The 15,975-nt window shown below is 62.7% G+C and carries 14 protein-coding genes; 13 read left to right on the forward strand and 1 reads right to left on the reverse strand.

Translation table 11 applies throughout. The annotated features are described in order from the left end of the window. Positions 1–27: 27 nt before the first annotated feature. Positions 28–1,158, reverse strand: a complete 1,131-nt coding sequence (locus tag SJI03_RS21015; protein WP_322428443.1) for a S41 family peptidase — start codon at positions 1,156–1,158, stop codon at positions 28–30. A gap of 339 nt (positions 1,159–1,497) precedes the next feature. Here SJI03_RS21015 and leuC point away from each other — a divergent pair, with 339 nt between their 5' ends. From leuC to SJI03_RS21080, 13 genes are all read left to right on the forward strand, one after another. Next, entirely contained in the window at positions 1,498–2,901 is a 1,404-nt protein-coding gene (gene leuC, locus SJI03_RS21020) for a 3-isopropylmalate dehydratase large subunit (RefSeq protein WP_099379143.1), read from the forward strand. 68 nt (positions 2,902–2,969) lie between these two features. Then, positions 2,970–3,092 carry a lipoprotein gene (locus SJI03_RS21025; RefSeq protein ID WP_010400408.1) on the forward strand — a complete coding sequence of 41 codons (123 nt, stop codon included), beginning with the start codon at positions 2,970–2,972 and terminating at the stop codon, positions 3,090–3,092. A gap of 51 nt (positions 3,093–3,143) precedes the next feature. Then, positions 3,144–3,791 (forward strand): 3-isopropylmalate dehydratase small subunit, encoded by a 648-nt coding sequence (leuD, locus tag SJI03_RS21030; RefSeq protein WP_035821053.1) that lies wholly within the window; start codon positions 3,144–3,146, stop codon positions 3,789–3,791. A gap of 10 nt (positions 3,792–3,801) precedes the next feature. Beyond that, a complete protein-coding gene (gene leuB / locus SJI03_RS21035) occupies positions 3,802–4,872 on the forward strand; it encodes a 3-isopropylmalate dehydrogenase (protein ID WP_322428444.1) in 1,071 nt (356 codons plus the stop codon). A 45-nt stretch (positions 4,873–4,917) separates the two neighbouring features. Continuing rightward, positions 4,918–6,045, forward strand: a complete 1,128-nt coding sequence (asd, locus tag SJI03_RS21040) for an aspartate-semialdehyde dehydrogenase (protein ID WP_071653756.1) — start codon at positions 4,918–4,920, stop codon at positions 6,043–6,045. Positions 6,046–6,295: 250 nt separating this feature from the next. Further along, complete coding sequence (locus tag SJI03_RS21045) at positions 6,296–8,785, forward strand: FimV/HubP family polar landmark protein (RefSeq protein ID WP_416208776.1); 2,490 nt, start codon at positions 6,296–6,298, stop codon at positions 8,783–8,785. Between the two features lie 46 nt (positions 8,786–8,831). Continuing rightward, positions 8,832–9,662 carry a tRNA pseudouridine(38-40) synthase TruA gene (truA, locus tag SJI03_RS21050; RefSeq protein WP_099379146.1) on the forward strand — a complete coding sequence of 277 codons (831 nt, stop codon included), beginning with the start codon at positions 8,832–8,834 and terminating at the stop codon, positions 9,660–9,662. Between the two features lie 28 nt (positions 9,663–9,690). Next, the gene (locus SJI03_RS21055; RefSeq protein WP_322428446.1) at positions 9,691–10,374 is read left to right on the forward strand and encodes a phosphoribosylanthranilate isomerase; all 684 of its coding nucleotides are present in this window, start codon (positions 9,691–9,693) and stop codon (positions 10,372–10,374) included. After that, entirely contained in the window at positions 10,367–11,617 is a 1,251-nt protein-coding gene (gene trpB / locus SJI03_RS21060) for a tryptophan synthase subunit beta (protein ID WP_099379148.1), read from the forward strand. The genes SJI03_RS21055 and trpB overlap by 8 nt, the downstream gene beginning before the upstream one ends. A gap of 91 nt (positions 11,618–11,708) precedes the next feature. Beyond that, complete coding sequence (trpA, locus tag SJI03_RS21065; protein WP_322428447.1) at positions 11,709–12,506, forward strand: tryptophan synthase subunit alpha; 798 nt, start codon at positions 11,709–11,711, stop codon at positions 12,504–12,506. 197 nt (positions 12,507–12,703) lie between these two features. Beyond that, positions 12,704–13,576, forward strand: coding sequence for an acetyl-CoA carboxylase, carboxyltransferase subunit beta (gene accD / locus SJI03_RS21070; protein WP_010400390.1), 873 nt, complete (start codon positions 12,704–12,706; stop codon positions 13,574–13,576). Between the two features lie 103 nt (positions 13,577–13,679). Beyond that, positions 13,680–14,978 (forward strand): bifunctional tetrahydrofolate synthase/dihydrofolate synthase, encoded by a 1,299-nt coding sequence (gene folC, locus SJI03_RS21075; RefSeq protein WP_099379150.1) that lies wholly within the window; start codon positions 13,680–13,682, stop codon positions 14,976–14,978. 24 nt (positions 14,979–15,002) lie between these two features. After that, positions 15,003–15,962, forward strand: coding sequence for an SPOR domain-containing protein (locus SJI03_RS21080; protein ID WP_322428448.1), 960 nt, complete (start codon positions 15,003–15,005; stop codon positions 15,960–15,962). Positions 15,963–15,975: the final 13 nt, after the last annotated feature.

Genomic DNA, 15,975 nt, shown 5'->3' on the forward strand with positions numbered 1-15,975 from the left:
CGGGCTTTTTTTATGGCGCCAGCGGTGTCAAATGTTGTTAGGGCGTAGCGTGCCGCCTTCCAGCCAGCGCTGCACGCGCACGATTTCCTGGGCGCGCCCCGCTTCGTCCTTCGGCGGCGGCAGGTAGATGTCGGGCATGATGCCGCCCAGGTCCACTTGCAGATGCGGCAGCCGGGCCGAGCGCGAGGTCGCGTATTGCAACTCGCGCACGCCGGAAGGCAGGGCGTGCAGGCGCAGGTTGGAATAGTCGAGCGCGCCTTCGCTGTTGCGGCCGATCAATTTGACATGAAAACTTTGCCGCGCCGCCAGCAGGAATTCCTCGCAGGAACTGGCGCACTCGCTGTCCATCAGCACGGCCACGCGTGCGGGCCGGCGCGGCTCCTGCGCGCTCACGCGGGCATAGCTGATGAGTTCGTCATTTTCCTGTGGCACGTAGTCGCCAGGCTTGACCGTGCGCATCTGTTTCACGGCCTGGGTCGCAAAGTCGATGCAGTCCTGGTCGCCGGGTGCCACCAGCGCGCAGATTTTTTCCTGGCTCGCGATATTGGCCGGCGTGGACAGCCATTCGGCGCCCACGCTGACCATCTCGTCTGAGCTGATCCATTGCAGCAGCGGCGCATACGTGCTGTCGCTGCCGCCGGCGTTGCGGCGCACGTCGATGATCCAGTTGGGACGCGCTGCCAGTACCGCGCGATGCGTATCGAGCAGGGCGGCCACGGCGGCGCGGTAGGGGTCGTGAAAGCTGGGCAGGCTCAGCAGCACCGTCGCGTCAGACAAGATTTGCAGCGCCGGCTCCTTCGACGGGGCTGCCTGGCTCGCCACGTTCGGCCTGGCTGGCGCCGGCTTGGCAATCTCTTGCACGCTGCCCGGCTTCACATACAAATGGCTCTTGCGCCACATGCCCAGATAGTTTCCCAGGATCGCGTTGCAAGCTTTGTCGTCGGCCGCGCTGGCCGCCGCCGTGGAGGCCGTGGCCAGCGCCAGGTCGAAGTAGGCCTGGCCCTTTTGCGCCAGGTGGGCGCGTGCGCCCGTATCATTTTCCAGCAGGAAGGGAGTAATCGCGCGCAAGTCCCGCACGCAGGTTTCTCCCGGCGCGGCGGCCAGCGCATGCGTGTTGGCCAGGGTGAGGGCGGCCAGCGCCCAGAAGTGCAGTTTCATTCAGGTCCCCATCGGTTGTGGGCGCGTGCGCTTGCGCGCGCCGGTCATTATTGTCGAAATACAATACACGAAAGATTGAGTAAAAAATATCATTTTTTTGACCGCGCCGTGACTCGTTCGGCGGCCTGCGTGCGGACGGGGCCGGTATGCCGCCAGTAAGGCGATATCGGCAATTTTTCGCCCATATCGAACAAATGAGCCGAACTTTGTATCGCCAATCCCACGCTTTTACCTGTTTCGGTTCTGTATTCCCCAATATATGGCATAATCCTTGTGGATCACCGTATGACCTGGTATCACTTGATCACTTAAACAGGCTGTGGCAACGCTGCATAAATCATGATGAAGACGCTTTACGACAAACTTTGGGAATCCCACGTTGTTCGGGCCGAAGATGATGGCACGACAATTCTGTACATCGACCGGCACCTGCTGCACGAAGTCACCAGCCCGCAAGCCTTCGATGGCCTCAGCGTGGCGGGCCGCCAGCCGTGGCGCATTTCCGCCAACCTGGCCGTGGCCGACCATAACGTGCCCACCACCAGCCGGGTCGACGGCATTGCCGACCCCGTTTCGCGCCTGCAGGTGGAAACGCTGGACAAGAACGCCAAGCACTACGGCTTGACCTACTTCAACATGAACGACAAGCGCCAGGGTATCGTGCATGTGATCGGCCCGGAACAGGGCGCGACCCTGCCCGGCATGACGGTCGTCTGCGGCGATTCGCACACGTCCACGCACGGCGCCTTCGGCGCGCTGGCGCACGGCATCGGCACGTCCGAAGTGGAGCACGTGCTGGCCACGCAGACCTTGCTGCAAAAGAAATCCAAATCCATGCTGGTGCAGGTCGACGGCGCCTTGCCGGCCGGCGTGACAGCGAAAGATATCGTGCTGGCCATCATCGGCAAGATCGGCACGGCCGGCGGCACGGGCTACTGTATCGAGTTCGGCGGCTCGGCCATCCGCGCGCTGTCGATGGAAGGGCGCATGACGGTGTGCAACATGGCCATCGAGGCGGGCGCGCGCGCCGGCATCATCGGCGTGGACGACACCACCATCAATTACGTCAAGGGCCGTCCGTTTTCGCCGGCCGGTCCGCACTGGGAACGGGCCGTGACCTATTGGCGCACCCTGCATTCGGACCCGGGCGCCCGTTTCGACCTCGTCGTCACGCTCAACGCGCAAGAGATTCAACCGCAAGTGACATGGGGCACGTCGCCGGAAATGGTCATCGGCATCGATGGCCGCGTGCCAGATCCGGACAATGAAAAAGACAGCGTCAAGCGCGACGCCATCGAAAAAGCCCTGGTCTACATGGCCCTCAAACCGAACACGCCGATCACCGACGTACGTATCGACAAGGTTTTCATCGGTTCCTGCACCAATTCGCGCATCGAGGATTTGCGTGCGGCCGCCGCCGTGGTGCGCGGCAAGTACCGCGCCTCGAACGTGACCCTGGCGCTGGTCGTGCCCGGTTCCGGCCTCGTCAAGGATCAGGCCGAACGCGAAGGCCTGGACCGCATCTTCAAGGATGCCGGCTTCGAATGGCGCGAACCGGGTTGCTCCATGTGCCTGGCCATGAATGCGGACCGCCTGGAACCGGGCGAACGCTGTGCCTCGACCTCGAACCGCAACTTTGAAGGCCGGCAAGGGCAGGGCGGCCGTACCCACCTGGTGTCGCCCGCGATGGCGGCCGCGGCGGGTATCGCCGGCCACTTTGTCGACGTGCGGGGCTTGCGATGACGGCAGGGACTGGCGCCGCTGGTTTACACTAGCGTTCCCAGTCCCTTACTTACTATCAAGAAATCATCATGAAAAAACTCTTCGCCCTCCTCATCGCCACCGTGATCCTGTCTGGCTGCAACACCGTCTCCGGCATCGGCCGCGATGTGCAGAAAGTCGGCCAGGTCGTCACTGGCGCCGGCGGAAAATAAACCGTGACGTGCCGGCGCCCAGCGCCGCGCGTCCTACCGAGTAGAAACAGCATGGATAAATTTACGATTTACGAAGGCCTGGTCGCCCCGCTGGACCGCGCCAACGTCGACACCGACGCGATTATCCCGAAGCAATTCCTGAAATCGATCCACCGCAGCGGCTTCGGCCCCAACCTGTTCGACGAATGGCGCTATCTCGACCATGGCGAACCGGGCCAGGACAACAGCCGCCGCCCGCTGAACCCGGAGTTCGTGCTCAACGAGCCGCGCTACCAGGGCGCCTCGATCTTGCTGACGCGCAAGAATTTCGGCTGCGGTTCCTCGCGCGAACACGCGCCGTGGGCACTCGATCAGTATGGCTTCCGCGCCATCATCGCGCCCTCGTTCGCCGACATCTTCTTCAATAATTGCTACAAGAACGGCTTGCTGCCCATCGTGCTGTCGGAAAGCCAGGTCGAGCACCTGTTCAATGAAGTCAAGGCGTTCCCCGGCTTCAAGCTGGTGGTGGACCTGGAGCAGCAATGCGTGCGCACCAGCAATGGTTCCGTGTCGTACCCGTTCGAGATCGACGCCTTCCGCAAATATTGCCTGATGAATGGCCTCGACGATATCGGCCTGACCTTGCGTCACGCCGACGATATCCGCGCCTTCGAAGAACGGCATCTGACTAATCAGCCTTGGCTGGCCAACGTTATCTAAAGATCATTCCATGAAAATTGCAATCTTACCCGGCGACGGCATCGGTCCTGAAATCGTCGCGCAAGCCGTCAAGGTCTTGAATGTGCTGGGCGAATCGTTCGAGCTGGAAACGGCGCCCGTGGGCGGCGCCGGCTATGCGGCCCATGGCCACCCGCTGCCGGAAGGCACGCTGGCGCTGGCGAAAGCGGCCGATGCCGTGCTGTTCGGCGCCGTGGGCGACTACCAGTACGACAACCTCGAGCGCCAGTTCCGTCCGGAACAGGCGATTTTGGGCTTGCGCAGGAACCTGGGCCTGTTCGCCAACCTGCGTCCGGCCATTTTGTATCCGGAACTGGCGGGCGCCTCGACCCTGAAGCCGGAAGTGGTGTCTGGCCTGGACATTTTGATTATCCGTGAATTGACGGGCGACATTTATTTTGGCCAGCCCCGTGGCGTGCGCGAGTGCCCGGACGGTCCGTTCAAGGGTCAGCGCGAAGGTTTTGACACCATGCGCTATGCGGAAGGCGAAATCCGCCGCATCGCCCATGTGGCTTTTCAGGCGGCACAAAAGCGCGACAAGCGCCTCACCAGCGTGGACAAGGCGAACGTGCTGGAAACCTTCCAGTTCTGGAAAGACATCGTCACCGACGTGCACAAGGAATACCCGGATGTTGCGCTTGATCATATGTATGTCGACAACGCGGCCATGCAACTGGTGCGGGCGCCAAAGAAATTCGACGTCATGGTGACGGGCAACATGTTCGGCGACATCTTGTCGGACGCTGCCGCCATGCTGACGGGTTCGATCGGCATGCTGCCGTCGGCCTCGCTGGACGCCAACAACAAGGGCCTGTACGAGCCATCGCACGGTTCGGCACCCGATATCGCGGGCAAGGGCATCGCCAATCCGCTGGCGACGATCTTGTCGGCCGCCATGATGCTGCGCTATTCGCTGAACCGCGAAGAGCAGGCAAACCGCATCGAGGCAGCCGTCAAGCAAGTGCTGGCGCAGGGTTTGCGCACGGCCGATATCCACGAAGCGGGCACGACTTTGGTCGGTACTGAGGCGATGGGTGATGCAGTTGTAAAAGCACTGGGATAAAATAGTCTAATGACGGCAGTCGCCGTCTCATCTTGAGGAATGGTAATGAAATTAGTTGGCTTGGTAGGTTGGCGCGGTATGGTCGGTTCGGTCCTGATGCAACGCATGCAGGAAGAGGGCGATTTCGCCCACATCGAACCGGTGTTTTTCACCACCTCGAACACGGGCGGCGCGGCGCCGGCCATGGCGAAGAATGAAACCATCCTCAAGGATGCCAACAACATCGCCGAACTGTCCAAGTGCGACATCATCATTTCCTGCCAGGGCGGCGACTACACGAGCGCCGTCTTCCCGCAGCTGCGCGCAGCGGGCTGGAATGGCTACTGGATCGATGCGGCCTCGACCTTGCGCATGGAAAAAGACGCCGTCATCGTGCTCGACCCCGTCAACCTGCACGTCATCAAGGATGCGCTGGGCAAGGGCGTCAAGAACTACATCGGCGGCAATTGCACCGTATCGTGCATGATGATGGGCCTGGGCGGCCTGTTCCAGCACGATTTGATCGACTGGATGACGTCGATGACTTATCAGGCGGCATCGGGCGGCGGCGCGCAGCACATGCGCGAACTGCTGACGCAATTTGGCACCATCAACGGTTCCGTCAAGGCGCTGCTGGACAACCCCGCTTCCGCCATCCTGGAAATCGACCGCCAGGTGCTGGCCACCCAGCACGGCTATTCCCCGGATGAAATCAAGCAATTCGGCGCGCCGCTGGCCGGCAACCTGATCCCGTGGATCGACAAGGACCTGGGCAACGGCCAGTCGAAGGAAGAGTGGAAAGCGGGCGCGGAAACGAACAAGATCCTGGGCCGCGGCATCGACTTCGGCACCAAGGAAATCCCTGTGGACGGCCTGTGCGTGCGCATCGGCGCCATGCGCTGCCATTCGCAAGCGCTGACCATCAAGCTGAAAAAAGACGTGCCGCTCGATGAAATCAACGACATCATCGCCAGCAACAATCAGTGGGTGAAATTCGTGCCGAACACGCGCGAAGCGTCCGTGCGCGACCTGTCGCCGGCGGCCGTCACGGGCAGCCTGACGATCCCCGTCGGCCGCGTGCGCAAGATGAGCATGGGCGGCGAATACCTGTCCGCCTTCACCGTGGGCGACCAGTTGCTGTGGGGCGCGGCCGAGCCGCTGCGCCGCATGCTGCGTATTTTGCTGGACGCGTAAGCGCCACAAATTGCTGATCCAGATCAAGCCGGGGCTGTTTTCCCGGCTTTTTTTTCGTCCTGAGCCCGTCAAGGCTCAACCATGCGGAGCTTGCATAGCTCTGGGCATGATGATATGTTGATACCTCTGGAAAAGTAACAGTTTTCCCATGTCAACTAAGATGCCGCCAACTATGCCTGTACACACTCGTCCCCGGGTCGCCTCCCTTGCCATTCAAACACTCAGCAGCGCTGTCGCCTGTGCGGTGTTATTGTCACCGGCGGTATCCGCAGCCGAGCTGGGCAAGATCACGGTGCTGTCCGCCGCCGGCCAGCCGCTGCGCGCCGAGGTCGAATTATCGGCCGTCAAGCCAGGCGAGGCGACCAGCCTGCTGGCCAAGCTGGCGCCGCCTGACGCCTACCGCCAAGCCAACGTGGAATTCAATCCTGCCCTGAATGCGCTGACGTTTGCCGTGGAGAACCGCAACGGCAAGTCCTTCATCCGCATCAGTTCGGCGCAACCGGTAGCCGAGCCCATGGTCGACCTGCTGCTGGAACTGAGCAGCAAGAGCGGCCGCCAGGTGCGCGAGTATGCATTCGTGCTCGACACGCCGGAAGCGCGCCAGACGCGCGGCGCGCAAGTGACTGCACCAGTCGAGCCGGGCAAGGCCAAGCCGGCCGCCGCCTCTGCCGCTGCCGAGACTGCGCCGCCGGCCGTGAAAAAGGCGGCAGGTGAATACAAGGTCAAGGCGGGCGACACCCTGAGCCGCATCGCCAGCGAACTGAAGCCATCTGGCGTCTCGCTCGACATGATGCTCGTCGCCCTGTACCGCGCCAATCCCGACGCCTTCAAGGGCGAGAACATGAACCGCATGCAGGCCGGGCGCATCCTGGCCGTGCCGGGTGCGGACACCGTGCGCGCCACTGGCGCGGCCGAAGCGAAGGGCATCGTGACGGCGCACGCCATCGATTTCGACGCCTACCGCAACAAACTGGCCGGCCAGGTGTCGCAAAGCAAGCCAGCCAAGGCCGCGCAAGCGACGCAAAGCACGGCCGGCAAGATCGGCCCGACGAAGGTGCAGGAAAAACCGACGGCCGTGAGCGAATCGCAAGACAAGCTGAAGCTGTCGAAGGCGGAGCCGGCGGCCAAGTCGGCCGGCAAGAGCGCCGTCGCCAGCGAAGAAGACAAGATCGCCAAGGCGAAACAGGTCGATGAAGCGGCTGCCCGCGTCAAGGAGCTGGAAAAGAACGTCAGCGACCTGGAAAAGCTGATGGCGGTCAAGAGCAAGGCCATGGCCGACAAGAGCGCGCCGGCACCCGCCAAGCCGGCCGAGGCCGCTGCCAGCGCATCGGTTGGCGCGCCTGCCAGCGCCGTTGCCAGCGCACCGGCCGAAGCCCTGCCACCCGTGCCGAAGGCGAAACCGGTGCCGCTGGTGAAAAAACCATCGCCGCTGGAACCGACCTTTGCCGACAAGATCAACGACCACCTGGGCGCCATCGGCATCGGCCTGGCCGCGCTGCTGGCCGCCGTGGCCGCGCTGGTGATCGCGCGCCGCCGCAAGGAGACGCCGCCGCCCGCCGAAGCTATCGCTCCCGTGCTGGAGCCGGAAGCGCCAGTGGCGCCGCCGACGACCGGCCTGGCGCCGGAAGACCAGCAGTCCGAAGCGAGCAACCACCTGTTCGGCACGGGTGCGGCCGCTGCCGGCGTGGCCGCCGCAGCGGGCGCCAGCATGCTCGACGCGAATGAAACGGACCCGGTCGCCGAAGCGGACGTGTATATCGCCTACGGCCGCGATGGCCAGGCGGAAGATATCCTCAAGGAAGCCTTGCGCATCCATCCGGAGCGCCATGCCGCCCGTTTGAAGTTGCTGGAAATCTATTCGGCCCGCAACGACGTGCGCGCATTTGAAGACCAGGCCAGCGAGCTGTACAGCCTGACGCGTGGCCAGGGCGAAGAGTGGCCGCAGGCGGCCGCGTTGGGCCTGGCGCTCGATCCCACCAACCCCCTGTATGGCGATACGGAAGACGACGCCGTTGTCAGCCTGAGCAAGGCTGCCGGCGACGACTTGCACGGCCAGAGCATGGATTTGCCTGACGAGCCGTCAGCGCCGCTGGCTGACCTGGCGCCAGCCGAGCCGGTATCCGCCGTGGCGGCCCGCGATGCGCGCGATCCGCTCGACTTTGACCTCGACAGCCTCGATTTCGAGCCCGTCTCCACCAGCGATCCGATCGTCATGCCGGGGCCGGACAGCAAGCCGGTCTCCGCCGCGCACGATGCGCAGTATGACGCCAGCATGGATTTCGGCCTGGACCTGGAGCCGCCAGCCGGCCCCGTGAATGGCGTGGGCGCCGGCTTGACGCCGTTGCCTGATCCGTTGAAGGATGTCGATCTGGCCCATTTTGACCTCGACGAACCGGTGGCACCCGCTGCCACGCCGGTGGCGGCGGCCGAACCTTCGCTCGACAGCCTGTTTGACGATGCGCAAACGCCCGCCACCTTGCCGGAAGCCATACCGCCGGCACAGGAATTCGACCTGTCCGGCATCGACCTGGACCTGAGTGACGGCAAGACGGCCAGCGTGGGCGTGGACGACCCGCTGTCGGCCATCCACATGGAAATGGATACCAAGCTGGACCTGGCGATCGCTTACCAGGAAATCGGCGACAAGGAAGGCGCGCGCGAGCTGATCGATGAGGTCATCAAGGGTGGCAGCGAAGAGCAGGTGAAGAAAGCCAATACCATGCGCGCCCTGCTCAGTTAGCAATACCCGCCGGCGCGGCAGGCTGCTGCGCCGGTATAATGCTTCGATGCAAAATATTACGACAGCAACGCCATTCAAGCGTATCGTCCTCGGCCTGCAGTACGACGGCACGGCCTGGCACGGATACCAGAAGCAGGAAGACGGGCAAACGGTGCAGGACCAGCTGGAAAATGCGCTGGAGCAGTTCGCCCGCGTGCGCCTGGCCACCACTTGCGCCGGCCGCACGGATACGGGCGTGCATGCGCTCGAGCAAGTCGTGCATTTCGATACGGACCTGAACCGTGACGTGCATTCGTGGGTGCGCGGCGTCAACGCCTTCCTGCCGAAATCCATCGCCGTGCGCTGGGCCAAGGAACTCGAAGGTGATCCGACGGTCAATGACTTCTTCCACGCCCGTTTCAGCGCCCGCGCACGCACCTATCATTATGTGTTGTACAACAACGCTACCCGTTCGCCGCTGGTAGAAGGGCGTGCCGGCTTCTTTTTCCGGCCGCTGGACGTGGAACTGATGCGGCAAGCCGTGCAGCCGCTGCTGGGCTGGCACGATTTCACGGCCTTCCGCGCCGCGCAATGCCAGGCCAAATCGCCTGTCAAGCTCATGCATGACATCCGCATCGAGCGGCGCGGCGATTGCGTCATCTTTACCATTACGGCCAATGCCTTCCTGCACCACATGGTGCGCAACCTCGTCGGTTCGCTCGTCTACATCGGCACGGGACGGGAAAAGCCGGAATGGCTGGGGCATCTGCTGGAAAGCAAGGACCGCCACGCGGCCGCGCCCACCTTCATGCCGGACGGCCTGTACCTGGCGCAGATCGATTACGATCCGAAATGGGCATTGCCGCAGGACAGCAGCAGCGCCTTGCCCTGGTTTTGATCTGCATCAAATCAAGTAAAGGATTGCCATGCCTCGCACACGCATCAAGATTTGCGGCCTGACCCGCGTTGAAGACATCCAGGCCGTCGTGGCGGCCGGTGCCGACGCCATCGGCTTCGTGTTCTATCCGAAAAGTCCCCGCTACGTCACGCCCGAACAGGCAGCTGCCCTGATCGCCGCCGTGCCGCCCTACGTGACGACGGTGGGCCTGTTCGTCAACGCCACGGTGGAAGAGGTGCGGGCAACGAAGGCCGTGGCGCCTTTATCCCTGCTGCAATTTCATGGCGACGAGACGCCGGAACATAGCGCCGCGCTCGCTGGCGCCGTGAATACGCCGTTTACGCAAGTGTTCCGCGTCAAACCCGACACCTCCTTTGAAGATTTGCTAGAATACGAACAGCGCTATCGCGCCGCCAGTCCCTTGTTTTCGAGTCTCTTGCTCGATACCTATGTGGATGCCTATGGCGGTGCAGGAAAGGTATTTGATTGGTCCCTCATTCCAAAAGAACTCGCGCCTCGGGTCGTTTTAAGTGGTGGCTTGAGCGTACAAAACGCGACTGACGCAGTGGTGCGCGTGCGCCCTTACGCCGTCGACATCAGCAGTGGTGTCGAAGCGTCCAAGGGCATCAAGGACGCGTCCCGTGTCCGCGCGTTTATCGCCGCGGTGCAGGATGCCGATGCCATCATTGCCAGAGGAAACAACCATGAATGACCGTACCACAGCGCCCGGCGCAGCCGCCGCATTGTTCCACGCCACCGATTATCCGTTTCCCGACCTGCGCGGCCACTTCGGCCCGTACGGCGGCTCCTTCGTTGCCGAAACGCTCACTCACGCGCTGGCCGAGCTGAAGGATGCCTACGCCCGCTACAGCGTCGATCCGGAATTCCTCGAAGAATTCCGCTACGAGCTGAAACACTTCGTCGGCCGTCCCTCGCCGATCTACCACGCCAAGCGCTGGTCCGAAATGGCCGGCGGCGCGCAAATCTATTTCAAGCGCGAAGACTTGAACCACACGGGCGCGCACAAGATCAATAACGTCATCGGCCAGGCCCTGCTGGCCAAGCGCATGGGCAAGCCGCGCATCATCGCCGAGACGGGCGCCGGCCAGCACGGCGTGGCCACGGCCACCATCTGCGCCCGCTTCGGTCTCGAATGCGTGGTCTACATGGGCAGCGAAGACGTCAAGCGCCAGGCGCAGAACGTGTACCGCATGAAACTGCTGGGCGCGACCGTCGTGCCCGTCGAATCCGGTTCCAAGACCCTCAAGGATGCGCTGAACGAAGCCATGCGCGACTGGGTCACGAATATCGAAAACACCTTTTACATCATCGGCACCGTGGCCGGCCCCCATCCGTATCCGATGATGGTGCGCGACTTCCAGTCCGTGATCGGCGAGGAATGCCTGGTGCAGATGCCGGAAATGACGGGCCGCCAGCCCGACTACGTGCTGGCCTGCATCGGTGGCGGCTCGAACGCCATGGGCATTTTTTACCCGTACATCGACCAGAAGGATGTGAAATTGATCGGCGTGGAAGCGGCCGGCGAAGGATTGGACACGGGCAAGCACTCGGCGTCGCTGACGGCCGGTTTCCCGGGCGTGCTGCACGGCAATCGCACCTATCTGCTGCAGGATGAAAATGGCCAGATCATCGAGACGCATTCCGTCTCGGCCGGTCTAGACTATCCGGGCGTGGGCCCGGAACACGCGTGGCTGAAAGATTCGGGCCGCGCGCAGTATGTGTCCATCACGGATGACGAGGCATTGCAGGCGTTCCACGACTGCTGCCATATCGAAGGCATCATCCCGGCCCTGGAATCGTCGCACGCACTGGCCTACGCGGCCAAGCTGGCGGCCACCTTGCCGAAAGACCAGATCGTGCTGGCCAACCTGTCGGGCCGTGGCGACAAGGACATGCATACGGTGGCGGAACGCATGGGACTCAACTTTAGCTGAACGTTAGCTGTTGACTACCGGGGTCAGACCCGCCGGGACTCGGCGTCCCCGTCTGACCCAGCCTTCAATTTCCCTCAGAAAAGAGATATCCATGTCCCGTATCGCCACCACCTTTGCCAATTTAAAATCCAACAACAAGACCGGCCTGGTCACGTTCATAACCGCCGGCGACCCCGGCCCTGACGCCACCGTGCCCCTGATGCACGCGCTCGTCGAGGGCGGTGCCGACATACTGGAACTGGGCGTGCCGTTTTCCGACCCCATGGCCGAAGGCCCCGTCATCCAGCGCGCCTGCGAACGGGCCTTGAAATTCAATGTCGGCATCCATGACGTGTTCGGCTATGTGCGCCAGTTCCGTGAAACGAACCAGACGACGCCCGTGGTGCTGATGGGCTATGCCAACCCGATCGAGCGCATCGGCAGCGCCGCTTTTATTGATGCAGCGCAAGCGGCCGGCGCGGATGGCGCCATCGTCGTCGACTATCCGCCGGAAGAGTGCGAGCAATTCGCGGCCGCCATGCGCGCAGCAGGCCTGGACCTGATCTTCCTGCTGGCGCCGACCTCGACCGAAGAGCGCATCGCGCAAGTGGCCAAGGTTGGCGGCGGCTTCAGCTATTATGTGTCGCTGAAAGGCGTCACGGGCGCCGGCAACATTGATACGGAACAGGTCGCAGAGCGCCTCGCGGCCATCCGCCAGCATGTAAAATTGCCTATCGGCGTTGGCTTCGGCATCCGCGATGGCGCCACTGCCAAGGCCGTGGCCAAGGTGGCCGATGCCGTCGTGATCGGCAGCCGCATCATCCAGGAGATAGAAAATGCCCCGGAAGGTGGCGCCGTCGACGCCGTGCGCAGCTTTACGGCAGGTATCCGCTCCGCACTGGATGCCTGAGCAAGCTTGTTGTTTACACAAGCTCGGGTGGCGGCAAAGTTCGACAGCCCGGCGATAAACGGCTACACTTCGGCCACTGATTTGCCTGTTATTGTGCAATAGATAAAATTTTTGGTGGCGCCCTGCGGGGCGTTGCCGTTTACCGTCTGCCGGGGGCGTCCACCGACGCTACCCCTACAAGGGCCCAAGGAGAAAATATGAGTTGGTTGGAAAAACTGCTGCCACCGCGCATCCAGCGTTCGGACGCCGCCGCGCGCAAGACCATGCCGGAAGGCCTGTGGGTCAAGTGCCCGTCGTGCGAAGCCGTGCTGTACCGTACGGATCTGGAATCGAATCTGCACGTGTGCCCGAAATGCGACCACCACATGCGCATCCGCGCGCGTGAACGCCTCGACAGCCTGCTCGACGCGGGCGGCCGCTATGAAATCGGCCAGGAAATCCTGCCTGTCGACACCTTGAAATTCAAGGACAGCAAGAAATACCCGGACCGCCTGAAGTCCGCCATGGAAGCGACGGGCGAGACGGATGCGATGGTCGTCATGGGCGGCGCCATCATGAGCCTGCCGGTGGTCGTGGCGTGCTTCGAATTCGAATTCATGGGCGGCTCCATGGGCTCCGTCGTGGGCGAGCGCTTCGTGCGCGGCGCGCAGATCGCGCTGGAACAGAAAGTGCCGTTCATTTGCATCACCGCCACCGGTGGCGCGCGCATGCAGGAAGGCTTGCTGTCGCTGATGCAGATGGCCAAGACCACGGCCATGCTGACCAAGCTGTCGGAAAAGAAATTGCCATTCATCAGCGTGCTGACCGACCCGACCATGGGCGGCGTCTCCGCCTCGTTCGCCTTCATGGGCGACGTGGTCATCGCCGAACCGAAAGCGCTGATCGGCTTTGCCGGCCCGCGCGTGATTGAAAACACCGTGCGCGAAAAACTGCCGGAAGGCTTCCAGCGCGCCGAGTTCCTCGTCACCAAGGGCGCCGTCGACATGATCGTCGACCGCCGCAAGATGCGCGAAGAAATCGCTCGTCTGCTGGCCTTGTTGCAAAACCAGGCTGTCGAAGTCTTGGCGTAATCCGCCAACGTAACAGGCCGGGCGGCGTCCGCAGGACACGCCCGGTTGCCACGCTACACCGTCTGCGCGCCGCGCGCACTGTCTCCTCATCAAGAAGTCTCCCATGCACAACCTCCCCACCACCTTGCCGGACTGGCTCGCCATGCTGGAAACCCGCCATTCGGAAACCCAGATCAACATGGGCCTGGACCGCGTGCAAGCCGTCAAGGCGCGCATGCAACTGGCTTTTACCTGCCCCGTGATCATGGTGGCGGGCACGAATGGCAAGGGTTCCACCTGCGCCATGCTGGAATCCGTGCTGTTGCGTGCCGGCTACAAAGTGGGGCTGTACATCAAACCGCACTTTCTCGATTTTAACGAGCGCGCCCGTGTGCTGGGCGAGATGGCCAGCGACGAACAGCTCGTCGCCAGCTTCAACTCTGTTGAAGCCGTGCGTGGCGACACGCCGCTGACGTATTTCGAATTCACCACCCTGGCGATTTTGCACCTGCTGTCGCAGGCCAAGCTGGACGTGGCCATCCTGGAAGTGGGCCTGGGCGGGCGTCTGGACGCGGTCAACGTGATCGACGCCGACGTGGCCATCGTCACCAGCGTCGATATCGACCACACGGATTACCTGGGCGACACGCGCGAAGCGATCGGCTTTGAAAAGGCCGGTATCTTCCGTCCGGGCAAGGCGGCCATCTGCAGCGACCCCGTGCCGCCGCAGTCACTGATCGACCATGCGACCGCCATCGGCGCCGACCTGTGGCTGATGGGCCGCGATTTCAATTATTCGGGCGACAAGCAGCAGTGGAACTACGGCGGGCGCGAGCAGCGCCGCAATTCGCTGGCTTACCCGAGCTTGCGCGGCGCCAACCAGATCCTGAATGCGACGGCCGTGCTGGCCGCGCTGGAAGTGCTGAAGCTGAAACTGCCCGTGGGTGCGCAGGAAGTGCGCACGGGCCTGGTGACGGTGGAACTGCCGGGCCGCTTCCAGGTCTTGCCTGGCCGACCCAGCGTGATCCTCGACGTGGCGCACAACCCCCACGCGGCCTCGGCGCTGAACCAGAACCTGGGCAATATGGGTTTCCACCCGTACACCTATGCCGTGTTCGGCTCCATGCTGGACAAGGATATCGATGGCGTATTGGCCGCGATGAGCGAACATGTCGACCACTGGTGCCTGACGGGCCTGCCTTCGCCGCGCGCGGCCACGGCTTCCGAGCTGGCCGCCAAGGTACAGATCATGCTGGAAGACAAGCCTGACAGCAGCGAACATACTGTGTCTATTTTCGATGATCCGGCACAAGCTTTTGCAAATGCAATGAGCCGGGCCGGTGAGAATGATAGAATTGTGGTCTTTGGTTCTTTCCTCACCGTTGCCGGCGTGATGAAGGCCCGAAAATCCTCACTTCACTGAAACGCACTCGACTGAAAATCACGCATGGGCTTGTTCTCGAAACTGTTTAAAAACAAGCAAGAATCCTCTGGCGAAGACAGCGGCTTTTATGTCCCTGGCGAAGCACAGTCGCCGACCCGCAAGCGCGCAGCCAACACCTCCGGTGGTGGCGGATCGCGCCGTGGCGGCAAGGAAGCGCCGGATCCGGTCTTGCCTGAAAAAAAACGCGCACGCCGCCGCCTGGTCGGGGCCATTGCCCTGGCCCTGGGCGTGGCTGTCGGCTTGCCGATGCTGCTCGATTCCGAGCCGAAGGCGCCCTTCAACGATATCGCCATCGACATTCCGTCGAAGGAAAAGGCTGTGGCGCCTGCGCCGGCGCCCGTGCCTGCTGTTCCGGCCCAGGCCGCATCGAATGGTCTGGACCAGTCCGAGGAAATTGTCGACGCGCCGCTGCCGCCTGCGGCCAAGCCGACGCCGACGCCAGCACCCGTGCTGGCCGCCGCCCAGCCTGCACCGGTCAAACCTGCCTATGTGGAACCGAAGCCCGAGCCAAAACCTGTCAAGGTGGAGCCGAAACCGGAACCGAAGCACGAACCCAAGCCGGAGCCGAAACACGAACCCAAGCCCGAGCCCAAGCATGAAGTAAAACCGGAAACCAAGCCCGAGACTAAGCCTGCCAAGCCGGCGCAATCGGCCGACGATGCCGCGCGCGCGCTGGCTATCCTGGAAGGCAAGCCGCAAGAGAAGATGCAAGACAAGGCGCACGACGCCGGCAACGGCAAGTTCGTGGTGCAGGTGGCGGCCTTGGCGACGCAGGACAAGGTCGATGAATTGCAGGACAAGCTGCGCGAAGCGGGCATCAAGTCGTACACGCAGAAAGTCTCCAGCCCGGCGGGCGAGCGCATCCGTGTAAGAGTTGGCCCGTTCGGCAGTCGCGAAGATGCCGAAAAGACCCGCGCCAAGCTGCAGAAGCTGGGCCTGGGCGGCAGCCTGGTACCGGCGTGATGTTGCAAGGCTG

This window comes from Janthinobacterium sp. GMG1 (assembly GCF_034427795.1).
Classification (GTDB): domain Bacteria; phylum Pseudomonadota; class Gammaproteobacteria; order Burkholderiales; family Burkholderiaceae_D; genus Janthinobacterium.

Bases quoted from the DNA above. Each gene is read 5' to 3' on its own strand.
- leuD (WP_035821053.1), top strand. From the start codon at position 3,144: ATGGATAAATTTACGATTTACGAAGGCCTGGTCGCCCCGCTGGACCGC.
- leuB (WP_322428444.1), top strand. From the start codon at position 3,802: ATGAAAATTGCAATCTTACCCGGCGACGGCATCGGTCCTGAAATCGTC.
- SJI03_RS21015 (WP_322428443.1), bottom strand. From the start codon at position 1,158: ATGAAACTGCACTTCTGGGCGCTGGCCGCCCTCACCCTGGCCAACACG.
- accD (WP_010400390.1), top strand. From the start codon at position 12,704: ATGAGTTGGTTGGAAAAACTGCTGCCACCGCGCATCCAGCGTTCGGAC.
- SJI03_RS21055 (WP_322428446.1), top strand. From the start codon at position 9,691: ATGCCTCGCACACGCATCAAGATTTGCGGCCTGACCCGCGTTGAAGAC.
- SJI03_RS21080 (WP_322428448.1), top strand. From the start codon at position 15,003: ATGGGCTTGTTCTCGAAACTGTTTAAAAACAAGCAAGAATCCTCTGGC.
- SJI03_RS21025 (WP_010400408.1), top strand. From the start codon at position 2,970: ATGAAAAAACTCTTCGCCCTCCTCATCGCCACCGTGATCCTGTCTGGC.
- truA (WP_099379146.1), top strand. From the start codon at position 8,832: ATGCAAAATATTACGACAGCAACGCCATTCAAGCGTATCGTCCTCGGC.
- asd (WP_071653756.1), top strand. From the start codon at position 4,918: ATGAAATTAGTTGGCTTGGTAGGTTGGCGCGGTATGGTCGGTTCGGTC.
- folC (WP_099379150.1), top strand. From the start codon at position 13,680: ATGCACAACCTCCCCACCACCTTGCCGGACTGGCTCGCCATGCTGGAA.
- leuC (WP_099379143.1), top strand. From the start codon at position 1,498: ATGATGAAGACGCTTTACGACAAACTTTGGGAATCCCACGTTGTTCGG.
- trpB (WP_099379148.1), top strand. From the start codon at position 10,367: ATGAATGACCGTACCACAGCGCCCGGCGCAGCCGCCGCATTGTTCCAC.
- trpA (WP_322428447.1), top strand. From the start codon at position 11,709: ATGTCCCGTATCGCCACCACCTTTGCCAATTTAAAATCCAACAACAAG.